The organism is Streptococcus sp. CF4-3 (genome assembly GCF_024295385.1).
GTDB classification, from domain to species: Bacteria; Bacillota; Bacilli; order Lactobacillales; family Streptococcaceae; genus Streptococcus; species Streptococcus infantis_I.
The window spans coordinates 62,418-82,768 of the sequence record NZ_JANCPN010000008.1; the positions used below are offsets into that span (position 1 = coordinate 62,418).

The window sequence follows — 20,351 nt, forward strand, 5'->3', positions numbered from 1 at the left end:
TATATTATATAATCTCGTTATTAAAAAGGCAACTCAAATTATTAAAGGTTATATCAAGCAAATTGTGACTTAATATGAGCTTTATATGTAAAAATCCCTATCCAAACGGATAGGGATTTTTTGATTACAATTTACCTGCTACGGCATCCAACAATTCTTGGATTTTTGCTTGGTTGCTTCCTCCTGCCATGGCCATGTCTGGTTTACCACCACCACGTCCATCAACGATAGGAGCCAATTCTTTGACCAAGTTACCTGCGTGGATGTCTTTTGTCTTGCTGGCTACAAGAAGGTTGACCTTGTCACCGATGGCTGCGACAAGAACAAGCACATCAGAGTAGTCTTTTTGCTTCCAGTTATCTGCAAAGGTACGAAGAGCACCTGCATCTGATACAGAAACTTGACTAGCAATGTAACGGTGGCCGTTTGCTTCTTGAACATTCTTGAAGACATCGCCGGCTGCAGCTGCTGCCGCTTTTTCCTTCAATTCTGCATTTTCTTTTTGCAATTGACGGAGTTGTTCTTGAAGTCCTTCAACCTTGTGAGGTACTTCTTTGAGTTGAGGAGCTTTCAAGGTTGCTGCGACTGCTTTCAGTGCATCTTCTTGTTCACGATAAGCTTCAAAGGCTTCCTTACCAGTCACTGCCAAGATACGACGAGTTCCTGAGCCGATCCCTTCTTCCTTGACAATCTTGAAGAGACCGATCTCAGAAGTATTGCCAACGTGGGTACCACCACAAAGTTCAACTGAGTAGTCACCAATCGTTACAACACGGACTTCTTTACCGTATTTCTCACCAAAGAGGGCCATAGCTCCCATTTCTTTGGCTGTGTCGATATCAGTCTCAACAGTCTTGACTGCAATAGCTTCCCAGATCTTCTCATTGACTTGTTGCTCAATAGCACGCAATTCTTCTGGTGCCACGGCTTGGAAGTGGGTGAAGTCGAAGCGGAGGAATTCTACTTCATTAAGTGAACCCGCTTGAGTTGCATGGTGGCCAAGGATATTGTGAAGAGCCGCATGGAGCAAGTGAGTTGCCGTGTGGTTCTTCATGACACGGTGACGACGATTGCTATCGATGGCCAAAGTGTATTCTTGGTTCAAAGCAAGCGGTGCAAGAACTTCAACAGTATGAAGAGCTTGTCCATTCGGTGCTTTTTGAACATCCGTTACAGTCGCTACAAGGTTTCCTGCAGCATCCAAGATTTGACCGTGGTCTGCAACCTGTCCACCCATTTCAGCGTAGAATGGAGTTTCTGCAAAGATCAGTGATGCAGTTCCTTCAGCTACAGCTACAGCTTCTACTTCCGCATTGTCCGCCACGATAGCCACCAACTTAGAAGACAATTGGCTAGCATTGTAGTTGAAAACACTTTCTACAGTAATGTTTTGAAGGGTTTCATTTTGCATACCCATAGATCCGCCTTTAACAGCAGACGCACGCGCACGTTCTTGTTGCTCTTTCATGGCTGCTTCAAAACCTTCACGATCAACTGTCATTCCAGCTTCTTCAGCAATTTCTTCTGTCAATTCCACTGGGAATCCGTAAGTATCATAGAGTTTAAAGACATCTTGACCGGCGATGACAGATTGACCTTTTTCTTTCAAGTCTGCTACGATTGTTTCTGCAAAGTGTTGACCTGAGTGAAGAGTGCGGGCAAATGACTCTTCTTCGCTCTTGACGATTTTTTCGATAAAATCACGTTTTTCAAGCACTTCTGGGTAGTAGCTTTCCATGATTTTTCCAACAGTTGGAACCAGTTTGTAAAGGAAAGGCTCGTTTATGCCCAATTTTTGACCATGCATAGACGCACGACGGAGGAGACGACGAAGAACGTAACCGCGTCCTTCATTACCAGGAAGAGCTCCATCCCCAATCGCAAATGAAAGTGAACGGATATGGTCGGCAATAACCTTGAAGCTCATGTTATCGCCATCTTGGTCGTAAACCTTACCAGATAATTTCTCAACTTCACGAATGATTGGCATGAAGAGGTCTGTTTCAAAGTTGGTCTTAGCACCTTGGATAACAGCTACCAAACGCTCCAATCCAGCGCCCGTATCAATGTTTTTGTGTGGCAATTCCTTGTACTCGCTACGAGGTACAGCTGGATCAGCGTTAAATTGTGACAATACAATGTTCCAGATTTCGATATAACGGTCATTTTCGATATCTTCTGCAAGAAGACGAAGACCAATGTTTTCAGGGTCAAAGGCTTCTCCACGGTCGAAGAAGATTTCTGTATCAGGTCCAGAAGGTCCCGCACCGATTTCCCAGAAGTTGTCTTCAATTGGGATCAAATGACTTGGATCTACTCCCACTTCAATCCAGCGGTTGTATGAATCCTTGTCATCTGGATAGTAAGTCATGTAAAGTTTGTCTTTAGGGAAGTCAAACCACTCAGGACTTGTCAAAAGCTCATATGCCCATGTAATTGCTTCGTCACGGAAGTAATCCCCGATTGAGAAGTTCCCCAACATTTCAAACATGGTATGGTGACGGGCAGTCTTCCCTACGTTTTCGATATCGTTGGTACGGATGGCTTTTTGAGCATTGGTAATACGTGGATTTTCAGGTTTGATAGTTCCATCGAAGTATTTTTTAAGAGTGGCAACCCCTGAGTTGATCCACAAAAGGGTTGGGTCGTTTACTGGAACCAAGCTAACGGATGGTTCTACTGAGTGGCCTTTTGTAGCCCAGAAATCAAGCCACATTTGGCGGACTTGTGCACTAGATAATTGTTTCATAGATATCTCCTTATTGTATCATTGTTTGATTGACTTTCTAGCATCTCTACGTAGTCGATAGCGACACAGAGAGAAACAACTAGATCAGCATAAGAATCTTCATAAACGGTAAGATTGTATGTAGAGGTCAGACGAATGAATTCTTTCGAGATTTCTGCAATCACTTGATCTCGGTCATCCAAAAGTTTGAAATCCCAATCCCAAATATCTCCTTCAATGCGAAGACCCAGGTTGTCAAATTCATACTTATCTCTAAAGAAAGTAAATTTCTTGCGGATGTAAAAGCTATCTCCGTTACTCAGTTGAATTTCAAAACGGGGCAAGAAGGTCATGACTTCTTTTCGAATCTCACTGACCTTTTGGTTATCTGCATCATAGATAGTAAATGTTTTGGGAATATTAAAAAAAGAACCTTCTACCTGATAGGCGATTTCTCCCCTATCATCCTTGATATCAAAACGTTCACCACCTATGCGGAATTTTTGTTTGACATGAAATGTTCTCATAAACACCTCCAAAAATAAAAGACAAATCCATATCACGAAGGGCGAAAAACCGCGGTACCACCTTCATTCAATGAACTTGTCATTCTCTTATTCTTATGCAATTGTGTGATTGAGTAGCATGATTTTCTATCTTAGATGGCTCGCAGCACCGCCAATTCTCTGAACTAAGATGGAGAGAAAATCAATTCTCAACTCTAGTATTATATCGTTTTTAGAGAAGTTCGTCAAGGTTTATCCTCTTAAAGATACTGCATCAAATAATAAATTCTGAAACTTAGATACTAATCGTCTCTCCTACAGAAAGAGTTTTATAATTAGCATCTATTACTTCTTTTTTTGTCGTCTGGTAATGACTATAATCCTCAATATGAATTGGATAAATATTTTTTGGTTGAAGTGTAGATTCTAATTGCTGTAACATCTTTAAATTCATTGTGAATGGACCACCAAATGAATCTGATTTAACAGCTCCAAGGTTTGCAAAAATAGCATCAATTTTTCGGGAAACAAAATCTGTTACCCTTGGATATAAAATCGTGTCACCTGTAAAGTAGATTATTTTAGTTTGCAAAGGAGCTGTGATTGTTATTTGATATCCATTAACCTTACCAACTATTTTTTGCATTATATAATTACTCGCATGATAAGCTGGTACAGCTTTTATAGCAATTTGATATTCATCAACTGAAAACAACTGCTCTTCTCCCCAATTTAAAACTATATTATTTAAGCATGATAATCCTTCTGTGATTTTTCTGTTAGGAGTAATTACAGTTTTATCCCTTAGGTATCCCTTTCCTACATCATCTAAATGATCTTTATGACCATGAGTTATTAACCATAAATCAACTTTGTTAAAAAGAGTCATATCATGATAAACATCGGTCTTTTTCTCAGATAGAAAACCTTTGAACTGGACCAAAGTACCTTTTGGCGATAAATCTGGATCGATTCCGATATAAAATTTATCATCTATAGAAATGACTCCGCATGCAACTCCACAATAAGTAAACGAAATAGACATAATACTCCTACAAATACTTTCCAAATCACTTTTTTATGAAAAGATAAATTCCTTATGATTAGAAAAATTATAACACGATTCACAAATTATTACTACTTAGCACTTGGAACAATAATAAAACCTAGCTATAGAAACTTTACTAGTTACTCATAGCTAGGTTTTATTTTGTTTTGTTTTGTTTTACTTTAATTGAAATTATTTACGACAGTTGGAAAGCCACTACTTCCGATACATCTTAAATTGTAGGAAGAGGTCGCTGTAGATTCCTGTCCATTTATGGTCAAATTTTTCATAAACTTCGAGGTGTTTCATAGTATCTGCATCTGGATAGAAGGACTTGTCCTCTTTTGTCTCCTCAGGGAGCATTTCCTTAGCAGCATTGTTTGGTGTTGAATAGCCGACATACTCAGCGTTTTTGAGAGCATTTTCAGGCTTCAACATAAAGTTAATAAAGGCATAGGCCGCATCCTGGTTCTTGACAGTTTTAGGAATAACCATGTTGTCAAACCAGAGGTTACTTGCTTCTGTAGGCACAACATATTTGAGGTTAGGATTCTTTTCCAACATCTGGCTAGCTTCCCCTGAGAAAGTCACACCGATAGCAGCATTGTTCTGAATCATGTAACCCTTCATCTCATCGGCTACAATAGCCTTGATATTAGGAGTTAACTCATACAGTTTATCAACCGTTTGTGATAGTTGTTGAGGATCTTTTGAGTTAAGGCTATAGCCTAGTGAGTTAAGACCTAAACCAAGCACTTCACGTGCCCCATCAAAGAGCATGATCGAATCCTTGTATTCTGGTTTCCAGAGGTCGTCCCAATGCTCAGGTGCTTCTTCCACCATGGTTTCATTGTAGACAATTCCCAATGTTCCCCAGAAATATGGGATAGAATATTCATTGTTTGGATCAAAGGACTGGTTGAGAAACTCAGAACCGATATTCTCAATGCCCTCAATCTTGCTATAATCTAGCGGAACTAGAAGATCTTCGTCCTTCATCTTGTTAATCATGTACTCACTTGGGATGGCAATATCGTAGGTTGTCCCACCCTGCTTGATTTTCGTGTACATGGCTTCGTTAGAGTCAAAGGTTTCGTACTGGACTTGGATTCCTGTTTCTTCTGTAAATTTCTCCAGAAGCTCAGGATCGATATAATCTCCCCAGTTGTAGATAACCAATTTTTGACTATCACGACTATTGATTTTACTATCAAGATGATAGGAAATCCCCCACAAGACAAGAATAATCGCTAAAATTCCTGCTAAAAATGAATAGAGTCGTTTCATGCTTGTTCCTCCTTCTCACGTGAAATGAAGTAATACCCTACAACCAGGATAATACTAAAGAGAAAGACCAAGGCTGAAAGAGCATTGATTTCTAGCGAAATTCCCTTACGAGCTCGAGAGTAAATCTCGACTGAGAGGGTTGAAAAACCATTCCCCGTTACAAAGAAGGTCACGGCAAAGTCATCTAGTGAATAGGTGAAAGCCATAAAGTAACCTGCAATGATAGACGGCGTTAAGTAAGGAAGCATAATTTCCTTGAACATTTGGAACTGGCTAGCTCCAAGGTCATAGGCCGCATGGATCATATCCCCATTCATCTCTTTCAATCGCGGCAAGACCATGAGCACTACGATAGGAATGGAGAAGGCCACATGACTGGACAAGACTGTCAGAAAACCAAGCGAAAACTTGAGTTGGGTAAAGAGAATCAAGAAGCTAGCACCAATCATAACGTCGGGTGCAACCATCAAAATGTTATTGAGGGATAGGAAGGCTTCTTGGTACTTTTTACGTGATTGGTAGATGTAGATAGCACCAAAGGTACCAATCACTGTCGCAATCAAGGCTGATAGGAAGGCTAGTAAAAAGGTTTGAACCAAGATCAGCATGAGTCTTCCATCTCCAAACATGGTTTCAAAGTGAGACAAACTAAAGCCTGTAAAACTATTCATATCATCCCCGGCATTGAAGGCATATCCGATCAGGTAAAAGATTGGCAAATAAAGGACGATAAAGACAAAGGCTAGGTAAAGATTCGATAATTTTTTCATCGTTCTCTCCTTTCCTTAGTCACCCACATAGTAATAAACATGGTCAGGATAAGAACAACACCGATAGTTGAACCCATACCATAGTTGTCATTGGTCAAGAAGTTCTGCTCGATGGCAGTCCCCAAAGTAATCACTCGGTTCCCCCCAATCAAACGGGTCAACATGAATAGACTCAAACTTGGGATAAAGACAGATTGAACTCCGCTTCGCACCCCGTTCATAGACAAAGGGAAGATGACATGACGGAAGGTTTCCCACTTGGTCGCACCGAGGTCATAGCTGGCATTGATGAGATTGTTATCCATATCATCCAAGACATTGAAGATGGGCAAAATCATAAATGGAAGCTCAATGTAGCTTGCTACAAAGATAAAGGAGAAATCTGTAAATAGCAACTGCTGAGAACCAATTCCGATAAATTCTAGGAATTGGTTAATAGAGCCATTTTGACCAAAAATCCCGATAAAGGCATAAGCCTTAAGGAGAAGGTTGATCCAGGTTGGCAAGATAATCAGCATGAGCCAGAGTTGACGATGTTTGAGACGAGTCAAAAAGAGGGCTGTTGGATAGCTAATCAAGAGTGTCACTAGAGTCACAATCCCAGCATAGAGAACAGAGTTGAAGCTCATTTTGAGATAGGTTAAGTTTTGTGACGCAAAATAGGATTTATAGTTTTCTAAACTAAACTGTCCTTCAATGTTGAAAAATGATTGTCCAAAAATCAAGACCAAGGGTGCCAATACAAAGAGTGCAATCCAAAGCATGTAGGGTACTACAAAGAGTTTAGAGGTTGTTTTCTTCATCTCTCTCCTCCTCGATAGCGTTAATTAAACCTGCTTCATGCTCTTCGATTTCTACGTACTCTTCGATACGAGCATCGAACTCTTCTTCTGTTTCATTGAGACGCATGATGTGGATGTCTTCTGGTTCAAAGTCCAGCCCGATTTCCTCACCAACGATGGCCTTACGAGTTGAGTGAATCATCCATTCGTTACCAAGTTCGTCATAGGCGATAATCTCATAGTGAACCCCACGGAAGAGCTGCGTATCGACCTTCACTTTAAGTTTTCCTTCTTCTGGAAGAGTAATGCGCAAGTCCTCTGGACGAATGACGACTTCGACCGGTTCATTTGGCTTCATCCCACCGTCGACCGCTTCAAATCGCTTGCCATTGAACTCGACCAAGTAGTCCTCAATCATGGTCCCTGGCAAGATATTTGATTCACCGATGAAGGTGGCTACAAAGTGGTTGATAGGCTCATCGTAGATGTCAACTGGTGTTCCAGACTGAACAATCTCACCGTCATTCATGACGAAAATCCAGTCGCTCATGGCCAAGGCTTCTTCCTGATCGTGAGTAACAAAGACAAATGTTATGCCCAAGCGTTGTTGCAGTTCACGGAGTTCGTACTGCATGTCTGTCCGCAACTTCAAGTCAAGTGCTGACAAAGGCTCATCCAAGAGCACCACACGAGGCTGGTTGATAATCGCACGCGCAATAGCTACACGCTGACGTTGTCCTCCAGATAACCTACGGATAGAACGTTTTTCATAGCCTTCAAGCTGTACCATCTTGAGAACTTCTAAGACACGTTTTTCGATTTCTTTTTTATCGACCTTTCGCAATCGCAATGGAAAGGCAACATTTTCAAAGACATTCATGTGCGGGAACAAGGCGTAAGATTGGAAGACCGTGTGAACATCGCGCTTATTGGTCGGGATGTCATTGATACGAACACCGTCTAGCAAAATATCACCAGTCGTTGCATCCAGCAAACCTGCGATGATATTGAGAATAGTTGATTTCCCTGAACCAGACGCTCCTAGCAGTGTGTAAAATTTTCCTTCTTCCAACTCAAAGTTAATATCCTTGAGAACCTTGGTGTCGCTATCTTCAAAAACTTTAGAAACGTTTCTGAATTCGATAATTGGTTTTTTCAATTCCTCTAAATTCCTTTTTCTTCGTAAATTAACAGATTGGGACCTTGTTAAATGCTAGCAATAACTGTAAGGAATTGACCCAAACCATAACTAGCGATAAAATCCCAATCTTTGTATAATGTTTAATAATAATGTTATTCGTGTTCACCCAAGATACGAACTTCTCGCTCTAAGGTAACACCTGAATGTTCTTTAACTTTGTCAATAACAGACTCAATTAAGTCTTCATAGTCTCTTGCTGTCCCATCGGCTACATTAATCATAAAGCCTGCATGTTTTTCTGAGACTTCGACACCACCGATACGGTAGCCCTTCAAACCAGCTTCTGAAATCAATTGTCCTGCAAAATGCCCAACCGGACGTTTAAAGACAGAACCACAAGAAGGATATTCCAATGGTTGTTTGAGTTCTCGAAGGTGGGTCAAACGTTCCATTTCTTGATTAATAGTCTCATAATTCCCTGGAGATAGTGCAAATTTAGCTGATAAGACTACTGCTCCAGAATCTTGAATAGCTGAATGACGGTAACCAAAAGCCAAATCCTTTGCAGACAAGGTTTCGATTTCTCCATCCTTGGTCAAGACCTTACAAGACTGTAAGATGTGGGCAATCTCGCCACCATAGGCACCCGCATTCATAAAGACAGCTCCACCGACGCTTCCAGGAATGCCACAGGCAAACTCAAATCCTGCCAAACTATGGCGTAGAGCAATACGAGTGGTCTCAATCAAGTTAGCTCCCGCTTCTGCTTCAATGGTGTAACCATCGACCGAAACATTGTTGAGCTTGTCACACATAATGACAAAGCCACGAATTCCGCCTTCTCGGACGATAATATTACTGGCATTTCCAAGAACCATCCATGGGATATTTTCTTGATTAGCGAACTTAACCACACGGGCCATCTCATAATGATTACGAGGAAAAGCTAAGTAATCCGCCTTCCCTCCGACTTTGGTATAGGTATAAGTTTTCAATGGCTCATCGAATCGAATATCAATTCCTTCTAAGGTTTCTTTTAATTTATCTAATACTGTCATATCTCTCATCCTTTTATAAAATCAATTCCATTATACCATTTTTAGCGATTTTTTTCGACGATTTGAAAAGCTTTTTTATTCACACAAATAAAAAAGAGATCAGACCTCTTTTGCATGATTATTTTTTATACAAGATAGTTTTTGTAAAGTATACAAATAGAACAACTTCCACTGCTAACAATCCTTCAACAAGAAGCGGATTTGAAATCCAACCAACCTGAGATAGACTCGGAGCCAGATCAAAGAAGGCATGTAAACCATAAGCAGTTACTAGATAAATCCAATTCTTTTGACGGACTGCTTGATAAACCCAGAAAGAGAGACCAATTTGCATAACAAGAGCAAGTACACGCTCAACACCGAGTAAATAAACCTGCCATCCAGATAGAGATTGTACTGTTTCAAGTGTATTTTTGGGAAGGAGATTTGCCAAATCTGGATTTGAAGACTCTAATAACGAAAAGAGGATCAAAAGACTAATCAAGCTTCCCATTCCGAGATAGAGCAATTCTAAGCCACCATGACCAAGTCCATAGGCGAGGGCATCCGAATCTTCCAAAGCTCTCTTCTTCTCTAACCATTTAAAGAAGACAAGTCGAGCTGTTTCTTCAAACAAAGCAGCCATACAGACCCCGTAAATCACATAGAGAAGGGGATTTTCCGTCATGAGTGGAACTGTCCCATCTTTTTGTGGATGAAGAACTATAAGGTGAACAATTTTCTCCAGTACTTGAGATGAGACAAAAAATGCAACTGCCCCAAGTCCTAAAACTGAAAGGTTAATCTTGTACTTCTTTTTTGAGAACCAAATGGCAGCTATGAGAAATACAAATAAAGCTATCATTGTGATTATTACATGAATTTTCATACTTTTCTCCTTTTATTCAGCCTGATCGATATCTTTTTTCATCTCATCAACATTGAACTTAGCAAAGAGGTACTGACGATCCTGGACAGGGAAACGTTGATCCAACTGATCGACAGCTCCAACCTCTACGATTCCTTCCTTGATGACAAAGTCCATGACGTGACCACCAAAGGTTAGGTCATCTGAAATAAAGTGCAAATGATAGCCTGCGACACTGACACCATGGAAAATTTCAGGTGTCCAGAATCCAACGATAGTCCCAGAGACATTTTCGCAACTATATTCAGGCTGATGAGTCGCAACCTCAGCAAATTTCGTTTCGCTTGTCGATTTTGGAATCATGCGAACATGCATGTATTTAAAATCACCATGAATCTTAATCGAACGGAAAAGATTTTCTCCATCATAGTAGGACTCAATACGTTTTTCTAGTTCCTGATCAGTCATTTCAAAACGCTGGCGGAAAATAACTTCTGCCTGGTGGGGTACAACTGCCGCATAAGGAATCAGCGCGTCTGGTGAAACTTCAACGATTTCAGGCTTCTCACCTGAACCCTTAGCTTGATAGGCTTTACCATCTAAGACAATTAACTCCCCATCAATAGAGTCCAAGGTTCCTAGCCCTAAATCTCCATGTTCAAGTAACTCACCAACTGTCATGGTCCCGCCGTAAAGTCCTGCCATCAAGGCTCCCAAAGTATTATATTGGAATAATTTAACTGGTTCTTGCACCTTTATCATCTCACTCTTCTTTGAAAATTTTACTTACTAAGTATATCACATTTCTTCTTAGAATTGAACGTTGGAAAGCCTTTTTACATTGCCAAACGTCTAAAAAAAAGGTACAATGTAACAAAATCAAGAGAGGTCTGGAATGAAGAAAGAAAGTAAGTACGAACAAGTTGTTCACTATCTAAAAGAAGAGATTGAATCAGGAAAACTTCAAACAGGAAGTCGTCTGCCTTCTATCCGAAAACTCAGTCAAGACTTCCACTGCAGTAAAGATACTGTGCAGCGTGCACTTTTGGAGCTCCGATACGAGAAATACATATACTCCAAACCTCAAAGTGGCTATTATGTTTTAGAACAACAAGCTAGCCACGAAGACCTCGTTATCTCGGTCAATGACGAACATGCTGCTGCTTATGATGATTTTCGTCTTTGTGTCAATGAAAGCTTGATCGGTCGAGAAAATTATCTCTACAACTACTATGAACACCAAGAGGGTTTAGAAGAATTACGAAAGTCTGTTCAGATACTACTGTTTGACCAAGCTATCTATAGTAAACCCGACCAATTAGTCATGACAACTGGAACCCAACAAGCTCTTTTTATTCTTTCTAAAATTGACTTTCCAGGTAAGGGCCAAGAGATACTGGTCGAACAACCAACCTATCACCGAATGAACCAACTTCTGCTGGCTCAAAATCTTCACTATCAAACCATTGAACGTCGCGTGGATGGCATTGACCTGAAAGAACTTGAGAAACATTTTAAAAGTGGTAACATTAAATTTTTCTACACCATTCCTCGATTCCACTATCCGCTGGGTCATTCATATTCTGAAGAGGAGAAACGTGCTATCCTTGATCTAGCAGCCAAATATCAAATTTATATCGTTGAAGATGATTATCTGGGGGATCTAGATCCTAAAATGGGACAAACCTTTCATTATTTGGACCAAAATGATTTGGTCATCTACATCAAGTCTTTTTCTACAAGTATTTTCCCTGCACTTCGAATCACTGCTCTCATACTTCCAAATCCTATTAAAGGTCTTTTTGTGGCCTACAAAAACATTCTGGACTATGATAACAACCTCATTATGCAAAAGGCTTTATCACTCTATATTGATAGTCAGCTTTTTGAAAAAAATAGAGTAGCAAGATTGGCACTGCAAGAGAAAAGCCAAGACTTCATTCATAAGCTATTAAAATCTTATCCCCTTTCCCTACCAAACTATCCTCTCCATGATGGACTTTTGCTTGATCTCAGGAACTATCCTAAGATTGCAAGCCTCAAACATAGCTCTTTAAATCTAGACTTTTTCGAATCGTCCTACATTGAGACTTGCCCTTATCAATTTGCTAAGATTCCTTTAGAAAATCTTGAAACAACATTAAATTACTTAAAAACAGAGAGTGGGACAGAAATCGGTAATTCGTTAGAATTCGATTTCGTCGTCCCACCTCCGCACAGTTGAGTAGGACTGTAAAAGCTGATGAAATCAGCGTATTAGAGCCCACTCAACCACTGCGTCTTGCTTGATAATCCAATGACAATTGAGAGGCTAGGACTTTTGTCCCAGCCTCTGTTATTTTTTATTGCTCTACTTCTGTTAGCTTGGCAGCTTTTTCAAGATATGTTTGATAAGTACCGTCATCTTTCAGTTTTTGAATAACCTTATCAACTACTTCCTTCAAATCTGAGTTGCCTTTCTTGATAGCAACTGCATTTTCTTCGCCTTCTTTCATAGTTAAGCTTACTGTTGCGACAGCCAAGTCAGCATTTTTTGTTGCATAGCTGAGGGCTACTGGCTCATCCATATGAACAGCATCAACCTTACCTGATTGAAGTTCATTAACAGCTTCACCCATATTTGTCAATGAAGTCAACTGCGCTTTAGGAAGTTGCTCTTTGACCATAGATTCAGGGACAGTTCCTTTTTGAGCTGCAATATTTGCACTAGCAAGAGAATCCAAATCTTTGTATTTTTCAAGATCAGTTTTTCTGATTAGGAAGCTAATCTTGTTCTCATAGTAAGGAATTGAGAAATCAAAGACTTCTTTTCTTTCTTCAGTTGCACTAATTCCCGCAATGGCCAAATCTGCTTTCCCTGTTTGAAGACTGGTCAAGACATTATCAAAACTCATGCTGGAAACTTCCAATTTCACTCCAAGTTCATCAGCGATAGCTTGTGCCATATCAATATCAGCACCTACGACTTGGTTTTTGCCGTCCACAAGTGCTTGAAACTCAAATGGTGCATAGTCTGGGCTAGTTGCGACAACTAATTTACCTTTTTGTTTGATGGCCTCTACTGCAGACTGTGAGCTTGAGCTAGATGATTGGCAAGCAACTAAAAAGAAACTTGCAAGAAAACTACATAAGACAAATATCCATTTTTTTAATTTCATAAATAAACAACCTCTCTGCCGATTTTGTATAATTATAACTTATTTAAAAATAATTGTCAATATTTTCTTGCGTTTTCCATTAAATATATTTATAAAAAATACAAATTCAATAATCAGTTTATCTATCTATTGGGAAACAATTTTCAAAAAAATCATTTATCATATCTCGATGTTGCTGGTTTACAATTGTGATATTTTGCATATCCCTGTGATCAAACAACCCTAATTCTAAAGTTTCGTCACTCGTAAAAACATTTGTAGAGATTGAAGTTTCAGATGTAACTAAATACAACATTGTAATAACTTGTGCCTCATCACCACTTGGATAACTATCTGAATATTTTGTATAAACATTTAAGAGTTTTTTCACTGTCACTTTCACTCCAGTTTCTTCATAAAACTCTCGCACTAATGCTTCGACAGCCGATTCACCTAATTCAATAGCACCACCTGGTAAACCCCAAGTTCCTTTGTCTGCTCGTTTTTGTAATAATATTTTTCCTGATTGACTTAAAATTCCACAAGTAAAATTTAAAATAATTTTATCTTTTCCAACTTTTTTTCTTATACTCTGTATATAGTTCATTATTCACCTCTGACAAAGTAAACTATCGATACAATGAAAGCTTACTATATTAAAAAGTAAGCTTTCACAATAATTTTTATCTTCTAAATATTTTACAATTCGACAATCTTACCTGTTTCAAAGTAAACAACCCATTCACAGATATTTTTTGCATAGTCACCGATGCGCTCCAAGTATGAAATCACTTGGAAGTAATCGCGACCTGTGACAATAGCATCTGGATTCTTTCTGATTTCTTCAGTTGCCAAATCACGAATATTTTCAAAGAAATGGTTGATTTTTTCATCCATGGTTGCAACTTCATAGGCCTTATCAACTGATCCGTTTAGGTAAAGTTCAAGGGTTGTTTCTACGAAATCTTTAACATCACGTCCCATTTTTTTGATTTCTTCTTCGACTGCTGGGATGCGTTGTTCACCCTTCATACGAATGGTTGCCTCAGCAATGGATACTGCGTGGTCCCCCATACGTTCCAAGTCTGAAACAGCCTTTAGAACTGTTAGAACTGTACGTAGGTCTTGTGATACTGGCTGTTGAAGGGCAATGATTTCAAATGATTTCTTTTCAAGTTTCAATTCGTATTCATTGACTTCTGCGTCTTGCTCGATGACTTCTTTAGCCAAGTCACGGTCATGAGTGACAAAAGCACGTACAGTACGATTGATTTGGGAAAGAACTTCTTGTCCCATAGCGTAAAATTGGTTATGCAATTTCTCTAAATCTTCTTCAAATTGAGATCGTAACATCTTTTTCTCCTTATCCAAATTTACCTGAAATGTAATCTTCTGTTTCCTTATGTTGTGGATAGAGGAACATTTCCTTGGTATCGTTAAATTCAATCAAATCTCCATTGAGGAAAAAGCCTGTTTTATCAGAGATTCGAGATGCTTGCTGCATGGAACGAGTAACCAATAGCATGGTGTACTTGTCCTTAAGACTATATAGTGTTTCTTCGATTTTCCCAGCTGAAATAGGGTCTAAGGCTGAGGTCGGCTCATCCAAAAGGATAATCTTTGGACTAGTCGCCAATACACGGGCTACACAAACACGTTGTTGTTGTCCACCTGAAAGTCCAATAGCTGAATCATGCAAGCGGTCCTTGACCTCATCCCAGATTGAAGCACGCTGTAAAGCTTTCTCCACAGCTTCATCCAAGACTTGCTTGTCTTTCTCTCCATTAATTCTTAGTCCATAAACAACATTTTCGTAGATAGACATTGGGAATGGATTGGGTTGTTGGAAAACCATCCCGATTTCCTTACGTAATTCAACCGTGTCGGTACGCGGACTATAGATATTGTGCCCATTATAAACCACTGATCCAGTTGTCGTCACTTCAGGATTAAGGTCACCCATTCGGTTAATAGCCTTAAGAAGTGTTGATTTCCCAGACCCTGACGGTCCTATAAGTGCTGTAATTTCCTTGGGTAGGAATGATAAGGAAACACTATTCAAGGCCTTCTTTTTGTTGTAATAAACAGACAGGTCTTTAACCTGCAAAATCGGTTCTGTCATACTGTTTCCTTTCTAACCAAAGTGTCCAGTTACATAGTCATTGGTAGATTGTAGCTTGGCATTTTGGAAAATGTTTGACGTTTTATCGTACTCAATTAAATCACCCAAGTAGAAAAATCCAGTGTAATCACTCGCACGCGCAGCCTGTTGCATACTGTGGGTCACGATAATGATGGTAAAGTCCTTCTTCAACTCAAGCATGGTTTCCTCTAGCTGAGCTGTCGCAATCGGATCCAAGGCTGATGCCGGCTCATCCATCAAGAGAATGTCTGGTTTTACAGAAATAGCACGAGCGATACAGAGACGTTGCTGTTGACCACCTGAAAGCATCAAGGCTGACTTGTGAAGGTCATCTTTGACCTGGTCCCAGAGGGCAGCCTGGCGAAGTGAGGTTTCTACAATTTCATCAAGGACCTTCTTGTCCTTAACTCCTGCACGTTCATGTGCAAAGGTAATGTTGCGGTAGATTGATTTAGCAAATGGGTTTGGACGTTGGAAAACCATTCCGATGTGTTTACGCATTTCATAAACATTGATTTCAGGACGGTTAACGTCAATTCCTTGATAGAGAATTTGTCCTGTAACCTTAGCAATATCAATGGTATCATTCATACGATTGAGACTGCGTAGGTAGGTTGATTTCCCAGAACCTGATGGACCAATCAAGGCCGTAATTTTATTTTTTTCGAATTGCATATCCACGCCCTTGATGGATTCATTCTTACCGTAGTAAACATGTAAATCCTTCGTAGAGAGGGCCACTTTTTCTTCTGGAAAAGTAATGATATGCCTTTCATCCCAATTATATTTTGACATGGCTTCTCCTTTAGGCTGCCGTTAATTTCTTATGTAGATAGCTTCCGAGTTTACGTGCTCCAAAGTTAAAGATCAAGATAAAGATTAGGAGCACCGCTGCAGAACCTGCTGAAACCAAAGTTCCATCAGGAATAGTTCCTTCACTGTTGACTTTCCAGATATGGACAGCCAAGGTTTCTGCTTGACGGAAGATTGAGATTGGACTACTTACGCTGAGAACATTCCAGTTAGACCAGTCAAGAGCTGGCGCAGATTGACCCGCTGTGTAGATAAGGGCTGCAGCCTCACCAAAGATACGACCTGAAGCAAGCACGATTCCCGTTACAATACCAGGTAGGGCTTCAGGAATAACGACATGAAGGACTGTTTCCCAACGAGAAAGTCCAAGCGCCAAACCAGCTTCACGTTGCGTATGGTGAACGTGTTTCAAACTGTCTTCAACGTTACGAGTCATCTGTGGAAGATTAAAGACGGTCAAAGCCAAGGCACCTGAAATAATGGAAAATCCATACTCGAACTGGACTACAAAGATGAGGTAACCAAAGAGACCTACAACAACGGATGGTAGAGAAGACAAGATTTCAATACAGGTACGGACAAAATTTGTAATCCGACCTTTTTTAGCATACTCTGCTAGGAAAATTCCAGCCCCCATTGATAGAGGTACAGAGATAAATAAGGTAATCACCAAAAGGAAAAAGGAATTATAAAGCTGAATTCCAATACCGCCACCTGCTTGATAAGAAGATGATTTTCCTGTCAAGAAAGACCAAGAAACATGAGGTAAGCCTCGAACCAAGATATAAAGAATCAAGGAAGCTAGAATGGTCACAATGATTCCTGCGATGGTATAGAGGACAGCTGTTGCAAGTTTATCTAATTTCTTAGCGTGCATAGTTTTTCTTTCCTCTCTCTTTTGTAATCAATTTAATCACACTGTTAAAGGCCAAGCTCATCAAAAGCAATACTAAGGCCAGTGACCAAAGAACATTATTATCAACAGTTCCCATAACGGTATTACCGATTCCCATGGTCAAAACAGATGTCAGAGTCGCTGCTGGTGTCGTCAATGAAGTTGGAACAACTGCTGAGTTACCAACAACCATCTGAATAGCCAGGGCTTCACCAAAGGCACGCGCCATTCCGAAGACTACTGCCGTAAAAATACCTGAACGAGCAGCCTTCAAGGTTACACGCCAGATAGTTTGCCAACGAGTAGCTCCCATGGCTAAACTTGCTTCACGGTAGTGACGAGGAACTGCACGTAGGCTATCTGTTGTCATGAAGGTTACAGTCGGCAAAATCATAACAAAGAGAACGAAAATCCCTGATAAAATACCAAAACCTGTTCCACCAAAGACAGTACGTACAAATGGTACTACGACCTGCAATCCGATAAATCCATAAACTACTGAAGGAATCCCAACTAAGAGTTCAATAGCCGGTTGCAAAATCTTGGCTCCTTTTGGTGACACTTCTGTCATAAAGACTGCAGCGCCAATGGCAAATGGTGTTGCAATCAGAGCTGATAAGATGGTCACGATAAAGGAACCTAGAATCATTGGAAGGGCACCAAATTGTTTACCTGACGGATTCCAAGTTGCACCAAAAAGAAAATCAAAGATATTCACACCATTAACAATGAAGGTCGATAAGCCTTTCTGAGCCACGAAAATCAAAATCATAGCAACAATGATAACAATCAAAGAAAGGCAGGCAAAGGTTAGCCCTTTTCCTAATTTCTCAAGACGAGAGTTTTTTGAAGGAGAGAGCAATTTTTTTGATAATTCTTCTTGATTCATTATTGGCTCCCTTCTACCGCTGTCACAGTACCTACAGCATCTTTTTCGACCTTCATTTCCTTAACAGAAATATAGCCCATACCTTTAACAATTCCATTTTGCGCTTCGTCCGAAAGAACAAAGTTTAAGAATTCGGCAACCAATTCATTTGGCTCACCAAGTGTATACATGTGTTCATAAGACCACAAAGGCCAATTGTTAGTGGTTACATTCTCTGAAATTGGTTCATAGCCGTTAAGTTTGATGGTCCCAACAGAATCATCAACATAGGCGAAAGCTAGGTAGGAAATAGCTCCAGGTGTTTGGGAAACGATGGACTTCACCATACCGTTTGAATCTTGCTCCTGACTTTGTACCGCTGACTGACCATTCATAATCACACTGTCAAAGGTAGCACGAGAACCTGAGCTCGCAGCACGGTTGATAATAGAAACAGCTAAATCCTTACCGCCGACTTCTTTCCAGTTGGTAATTTCACCTGTAAAAATTTTGCGAAGTTGTTCTGTCGTAAGATTATCAACATCTACTTCTTTGTTGATGATAACAGCTATCCCCGCAACAGCTACCTTGTGGTCAACTAAGGCAGATGCATCGATTCCGTCTTTTTCCTCGGCAAATACATCCGAGTTACCGACTTCTACCGCTCCAGACTGGACTTGAGACAGACCTGTACCAGATCCACCACCTTGAACATTGACTGTTTTACCAACGTGTGCGGTCGCAAATTCATCTGCTGCCGCCTCGACTAAAGGTTGAAGGGCAGTTGAACCGACAGCCGTCATAGACTCCCCACGATCAATCCAACTTGCACATCCTGCTAGCGAACCAGCAAGTAAAAGAGTTGCAAGAGAGATGGTGAGTTTTTTAAATTTTTTCACTATTTGTCTCCTTGAAAATAATGATGAATAGCTTGAATTTTCACCCTTATTTTCTATTATTTTCAGGGAAAATCCATACTTCCACTATAACATAGAATACTGTTTTTGACTAGTTTTTCACCTGAAACCTCAAGCCCTTGGGAAAATAATTCTTCAAGGTATTTCCGGTTACTTTTGCAAAACCTAGACCATTTCCACCAACCAAAACTTGGTACCAACCATTTGGAAGAGTTTCAGCTAATTGGACCGTTTCACCAGCCACATATTTGACAAAGTCTTCTTGATGAATTTCGATTCCTTGCTTGACTTGGCTTGGTTTTAAAGCTAAGCCAAGAGCAAAACTTGGTTCAAAACGTTTTTTCTTAAAAGTTCCAAGATGAAGACCATTACGAGCTATCTTGAGTTTTCCTATATCAGGTAGGACTTCTGGCAAGAGATAAAGCTGGTCTCCAAAAACTTGTAGGACACCGGTCAGTTTTTCTTTAAGGTGTTTTTTCTCAAAATCCTGCCATAAGGAAATCTGTTCACGAGATAGGTTGGATTTAGAAGGTTTGAACTTCCCAGTCTTGTTTTGACCTTTAAACTGAAGATGAGCCACGAACTGACCTTCTCCCTTAAAGTGATGAGGGTACATTCTAGCTGTTTCAGGTAAATCAATCCCAGGTACCATTCCATTGATATGTTGGATTGGAACTAATTCAAAATGATAGCTATCCAGTAACCATTGGACGATTTCTTCGTTTTCTTCTGGCGCCCAGGTACAGGTTGAATAGACTAGTCGACCACCATCAGCCAACATGGTAACAGCATCTGCTAAAATTTCACGTTGTAAACTAGCGCACTGGCTAGGATAATCGACACTCCAATAATCCATAGCGTCAGGTTGTTTACGAAACATCCCTTCACCTGAGCAAGGTGCATCTAAAACGATCAGGTCAAAATAGCCTTTAAAAACCTTGGCTAAACGGTCTGCAGATTCATTGGTCACAACGACATTAGTCGCACCGAAGCGTTCCATATTTTCAACTAAAATCTTTGACCGTTTGCTTGAAATCTCATTTGAAACAAGAAGACCGTCTCCTGCGAGATAGGAGGCCAGTTGAGTGGATTTCCCACCGGGAGCCGCTGCCAAGTCTAAGACCTTCATACCTGGCTTTGGCTGGGCTACTTGAGCGACCATTTGTGCGGCAGGTTCTTGTGAATAGACCAAGCCAGTTACATGTTCTGGTGATTTCCCTGAAACCTTCCCATAGTAGCCCCAGGGTGTATTGGGAATAGCATCTGAAAAAGAAAGCTGTCTTTCTTTTAAAGGGTTGATACGAAAAGCAGAAACAGCCTCATCATCAAAAGAGGCAAGAAAAGCTCTTGCCTCATCTCCCAATATTGTTTCGTATTTTTTTACAAATCCATCCGGAAATTGCATGTAGGT

General features: G+C 40.2%; 20 protein-coding genes. 1 reads left to right on the forward strand and 19 read right to left on the reverse strand.

The genetic code is table 11. The annotated features are described in order from the left end of the window. Nucleotides 1-124: 124 nt before the first annotated feature. From alaS to budA, 10 genes are all read right to left on the reverse strand, one after another. Complete coding sequence (alaS, locus tag NML75_RS07735) at nt 125-2,749, reverse strand: alanine--tRNA ligase (protein ID WP_254804348.1); 2,625 nt, start codon at nt 2,747-2,749, stop codon at nt 125-127. Further along, nucleotides 2,746-3,255: an LURP-one-related/scramblase family protein gene (locus NML75_RS07740; RefSeq protein ID WP_178895146.1), complete on the reverse strand. Its 510-nt coding sequence runs from the start codon at nt 3,253-3,255 to the stop codon at nt 2,746-2,748. Before NML75_RS07740 ends, alaS begins: the two co-directional genes overlap by 4 nt. A 274-nt stretch (nt 3,256-3,529) precedes the next feature. After that, nucleotides 3,530-4,279, reverse strand: a complete 750-nt coding sequence (locus NML75_RS07745) for an MBL fold metallo-hydrolase (RefSeq protein ID WP_254804349.1) — start codon at nt 4,277-4,279, stop codon at nt 3,530-3,532. 219 nt (nt 4,280-4,498) lie between these two features. Next, nucleotides 4,499-5,569: an ABC transporter substrate-binding protein gene (locus NML75_RS07750; RefSeq protein WP_254804350.1), complete on the reverse strand. Its 1,071-nt coding sequence runs from the start codon at nt 5,567-5,569 to the stop codon at nt 4,499-4,501. Beyond that, complete coding sequence (locus NML75_RS07755) at nt 5,566-6,339, reverse strand: ABC transporter permease (RefSeq protein WP_045763347.1); 774 nt, start codon at nt 6,337-6,339, stop codon at nt 5,566-5,568. The genes NML75_RS07750 and NML75_RS07755 overlap by 4 nt, the downstream gene beginning before the upstream one ends. After that, nucleotides 6,336-7,142: an ABC transporter permease gene (locus tag NML75_RS07760; RefSeq protein ID WP_000754116.1), complete on the reverse strand. Its 807-nt coding sequence runs from the start codon at nt 7,140-7,142 to the stop codon at nt 6,336-6,338. Before NML75_RS07760 ends, NML75_RS07755 begins: the two co-directional genes overlap by 4 nt. Further along, on the reverse strand, nt 7,123-8,280 hold the full coding sequence (locus NML75_RS07765) for an ABC transporter ATP-binding protein (RefSeq protein ID WP_254804351.1): 1,158 nt from the start codon (nt 8,278-8,280) through the stop codon (nt 7,123-7,125). The genes NML75_RS07760 and NML75_RS07765 overlap by 20 nt, the downstream gene beginning before the upstream one ends. 134 nt (nt 8,281-8,414) lie before the next feature. After that, entirely contained in the window at nt 8,415-9,320 is a 906-nt protein-coding gene (gene murB, locus NML75_RS07770; protein ID WP_254804352.1) for a UDP-N-acetylmuramate dehydrogenase, read from the reverse strand. A 118-nt stretch (nt 9,321-9,438) separates the two neighbouring features. Next, the gene (locus tag NML75_RS07775; protein ID WP_254804353.1) at nt 9,439-10,188 is read right to left on the reverse strand and encodes a YhfC family intramembrane metalloprotease; all 750 of its coding nucleotides are present in this window, start codon (nt 10,186-10,188) and stop codon (nt 9,439-9,441) included. Between the two features lie 12 nt (nt 10,189-10,200). Further along, nucleotides 10,201-10,929 carry an acetolactate decarboxylase gene (budA, locus tag NML75_RS07780; RefSeq protein WP_254804354.1) on the reverse strand — a complete coding sequence of 243 codons (729 nt, stop codon included), beginning with the start codon at nt 10,927-10,929 and terminating at the stop codon, nt 10,201-10,203. A 133-nt stretch (nt 10,930-11,062) separates the two neighbouring features. Between budA and NML75_RS07785 the strand changes: the two genes are divergently transcribed. Next, the gene (locus NML75_RS07785) at nt 11,063-12,391 is read left to right on the forward strand and encodes an aminotransferase-like domain-containing protein (protein WP_254804355.1); all 1,329 of its coding nucleotides are present in this window, start codon (nt 11,063-11,065) and stop codon (nt 12,389-12,391) included. 118 nt (nt 12,392-12,509) lie between these two features. On the opposite strand, the gene NML75_RS07790 is transcribed toward NML75_RS07785, so the two are convergent. The 9 genes from NML75_RS07790 to NML75_RS07830 form a co-directional block, all read right to left on the reverse strand. Then, nucleotides 12,510-13,325 carry an ABC transporter substrate-binding protein gene (locus tag NML75_RS07790; protein WP_254804356.1) on the reverse strand — a complete coding sequence of 272 codons (816 nt, stop codon included), beginning with the start codon at nt 13,323-13,325 and terminating at the stop codon, nt 12,510-12,512. Between the two features lie 118 nt (nt 13,326-13,443). Next, complete coding sequence (locus NML75_RS07795; RefSeq protein WP_049495481.1) at nt 13,444-13,911, reverse strand: NUDIX hydrolase; 468 nt, start codon at nt 13,909-13,911, stop codon at nt 13,444-13,446. A gap of 92 nt (nt 13,912-14,003) precedes the next feature. After that, nucleotides 14,004-14,657 (reverse strand): phosphate signaling complex protein PhoU, encoded by a 654-nt coding sequence (gene phoU / locus NML75_RS07800; protein ID WP_049495484.1) that lies wholly within the window; start codon nt 14,655-14,657, stop codon nt 14,004-14,006. A gap of 10 nt (nt 14,658-14,667) precedes the next feature. Then, entirely contained in the window at nt 14,668-15,426 is a 759-nt protein-coding gene (pstB, locus tag NML75_RS07805) for a phosphate ABC transporter ATP-binding protein PstB (protein ID WP_004252559.1), read from the reverse strand. A 12-nt stretch (nt 15,427-15,438) separates the two neighbouring features. Continuing rightward, nucleotides 15,439-16,242 carry a phosphate ABC transporter ATP-binding protein PstB gene (gene pstB / locus NML75_RS07810; RefSeq protein WP_004252558.1) on the reverse strand — a complete coding sequence of 268 codons (804 nt, stop codon included), beginning with the start codon at nt 16,240-16,242 and terminating at the stop codon, nt 15,439-15,441. A 10-nt stretch (nt 16,243-16,252) separates the two neighbouring features. Beyond that, nucleotides 16,253-17,137: a phosphate ABC transporter permease PstA gene (pstA, locus tag NML75_RS07815; protein WP_004252556.1), complete on the reverse strand. Its 885-nt coding sequence runs from the start codon at nt 17,135-17,137 to the stop codon at nt 16,253-16,255. Beyond that, nucleotides 17,127-18,044: a phosphate ABC transporter permease subunit PstC gene (pstC, locus tag NML75_RS07820; RefSeq protein ID WP_004252555.1), complete on the reverse strand. Its 918-nt coding sequence runs from the start codon at nt 18,042-18,044 to the stop codon at nt 17,127-17,129. The genes pstA and pstC overlap by 11 nt, the downstream gene beginning before the upstream one ends. Next, a complete protein-coding gene (locus NML75_RS07825; protein ID WP_004252554.1) occupies nt 18,044-18,922 on the reverse strand; it encodes a phosphate ABC transporter substrate-binding protein PstS in 879 nt (292 codons plus the stop codon). The genes pstC and NML75_RS07825 overlap by 1 nt, the downstream gene beginning before the upstream one ends. A gap of 109 nt (nt 18,923-19,031) precedes the next feature. Next, nucleotides 19,032-20,345 carry an RsmF rRNA methyltransferase first C-terminal domain-containing protein gene (locus tag NML75_RS07830; RefSeq protein ID WP_004252553.1) on the reverse strand — a complete coding sequence of 438 codons (1,314 nt, stop codon included), beginning with the start codon at nt 20,343-20,345 and terminating at the stop codon, nt 19,032-19,034. Nucleotides 20,346-20,351 lie beyond the last annotated feature (6 nt).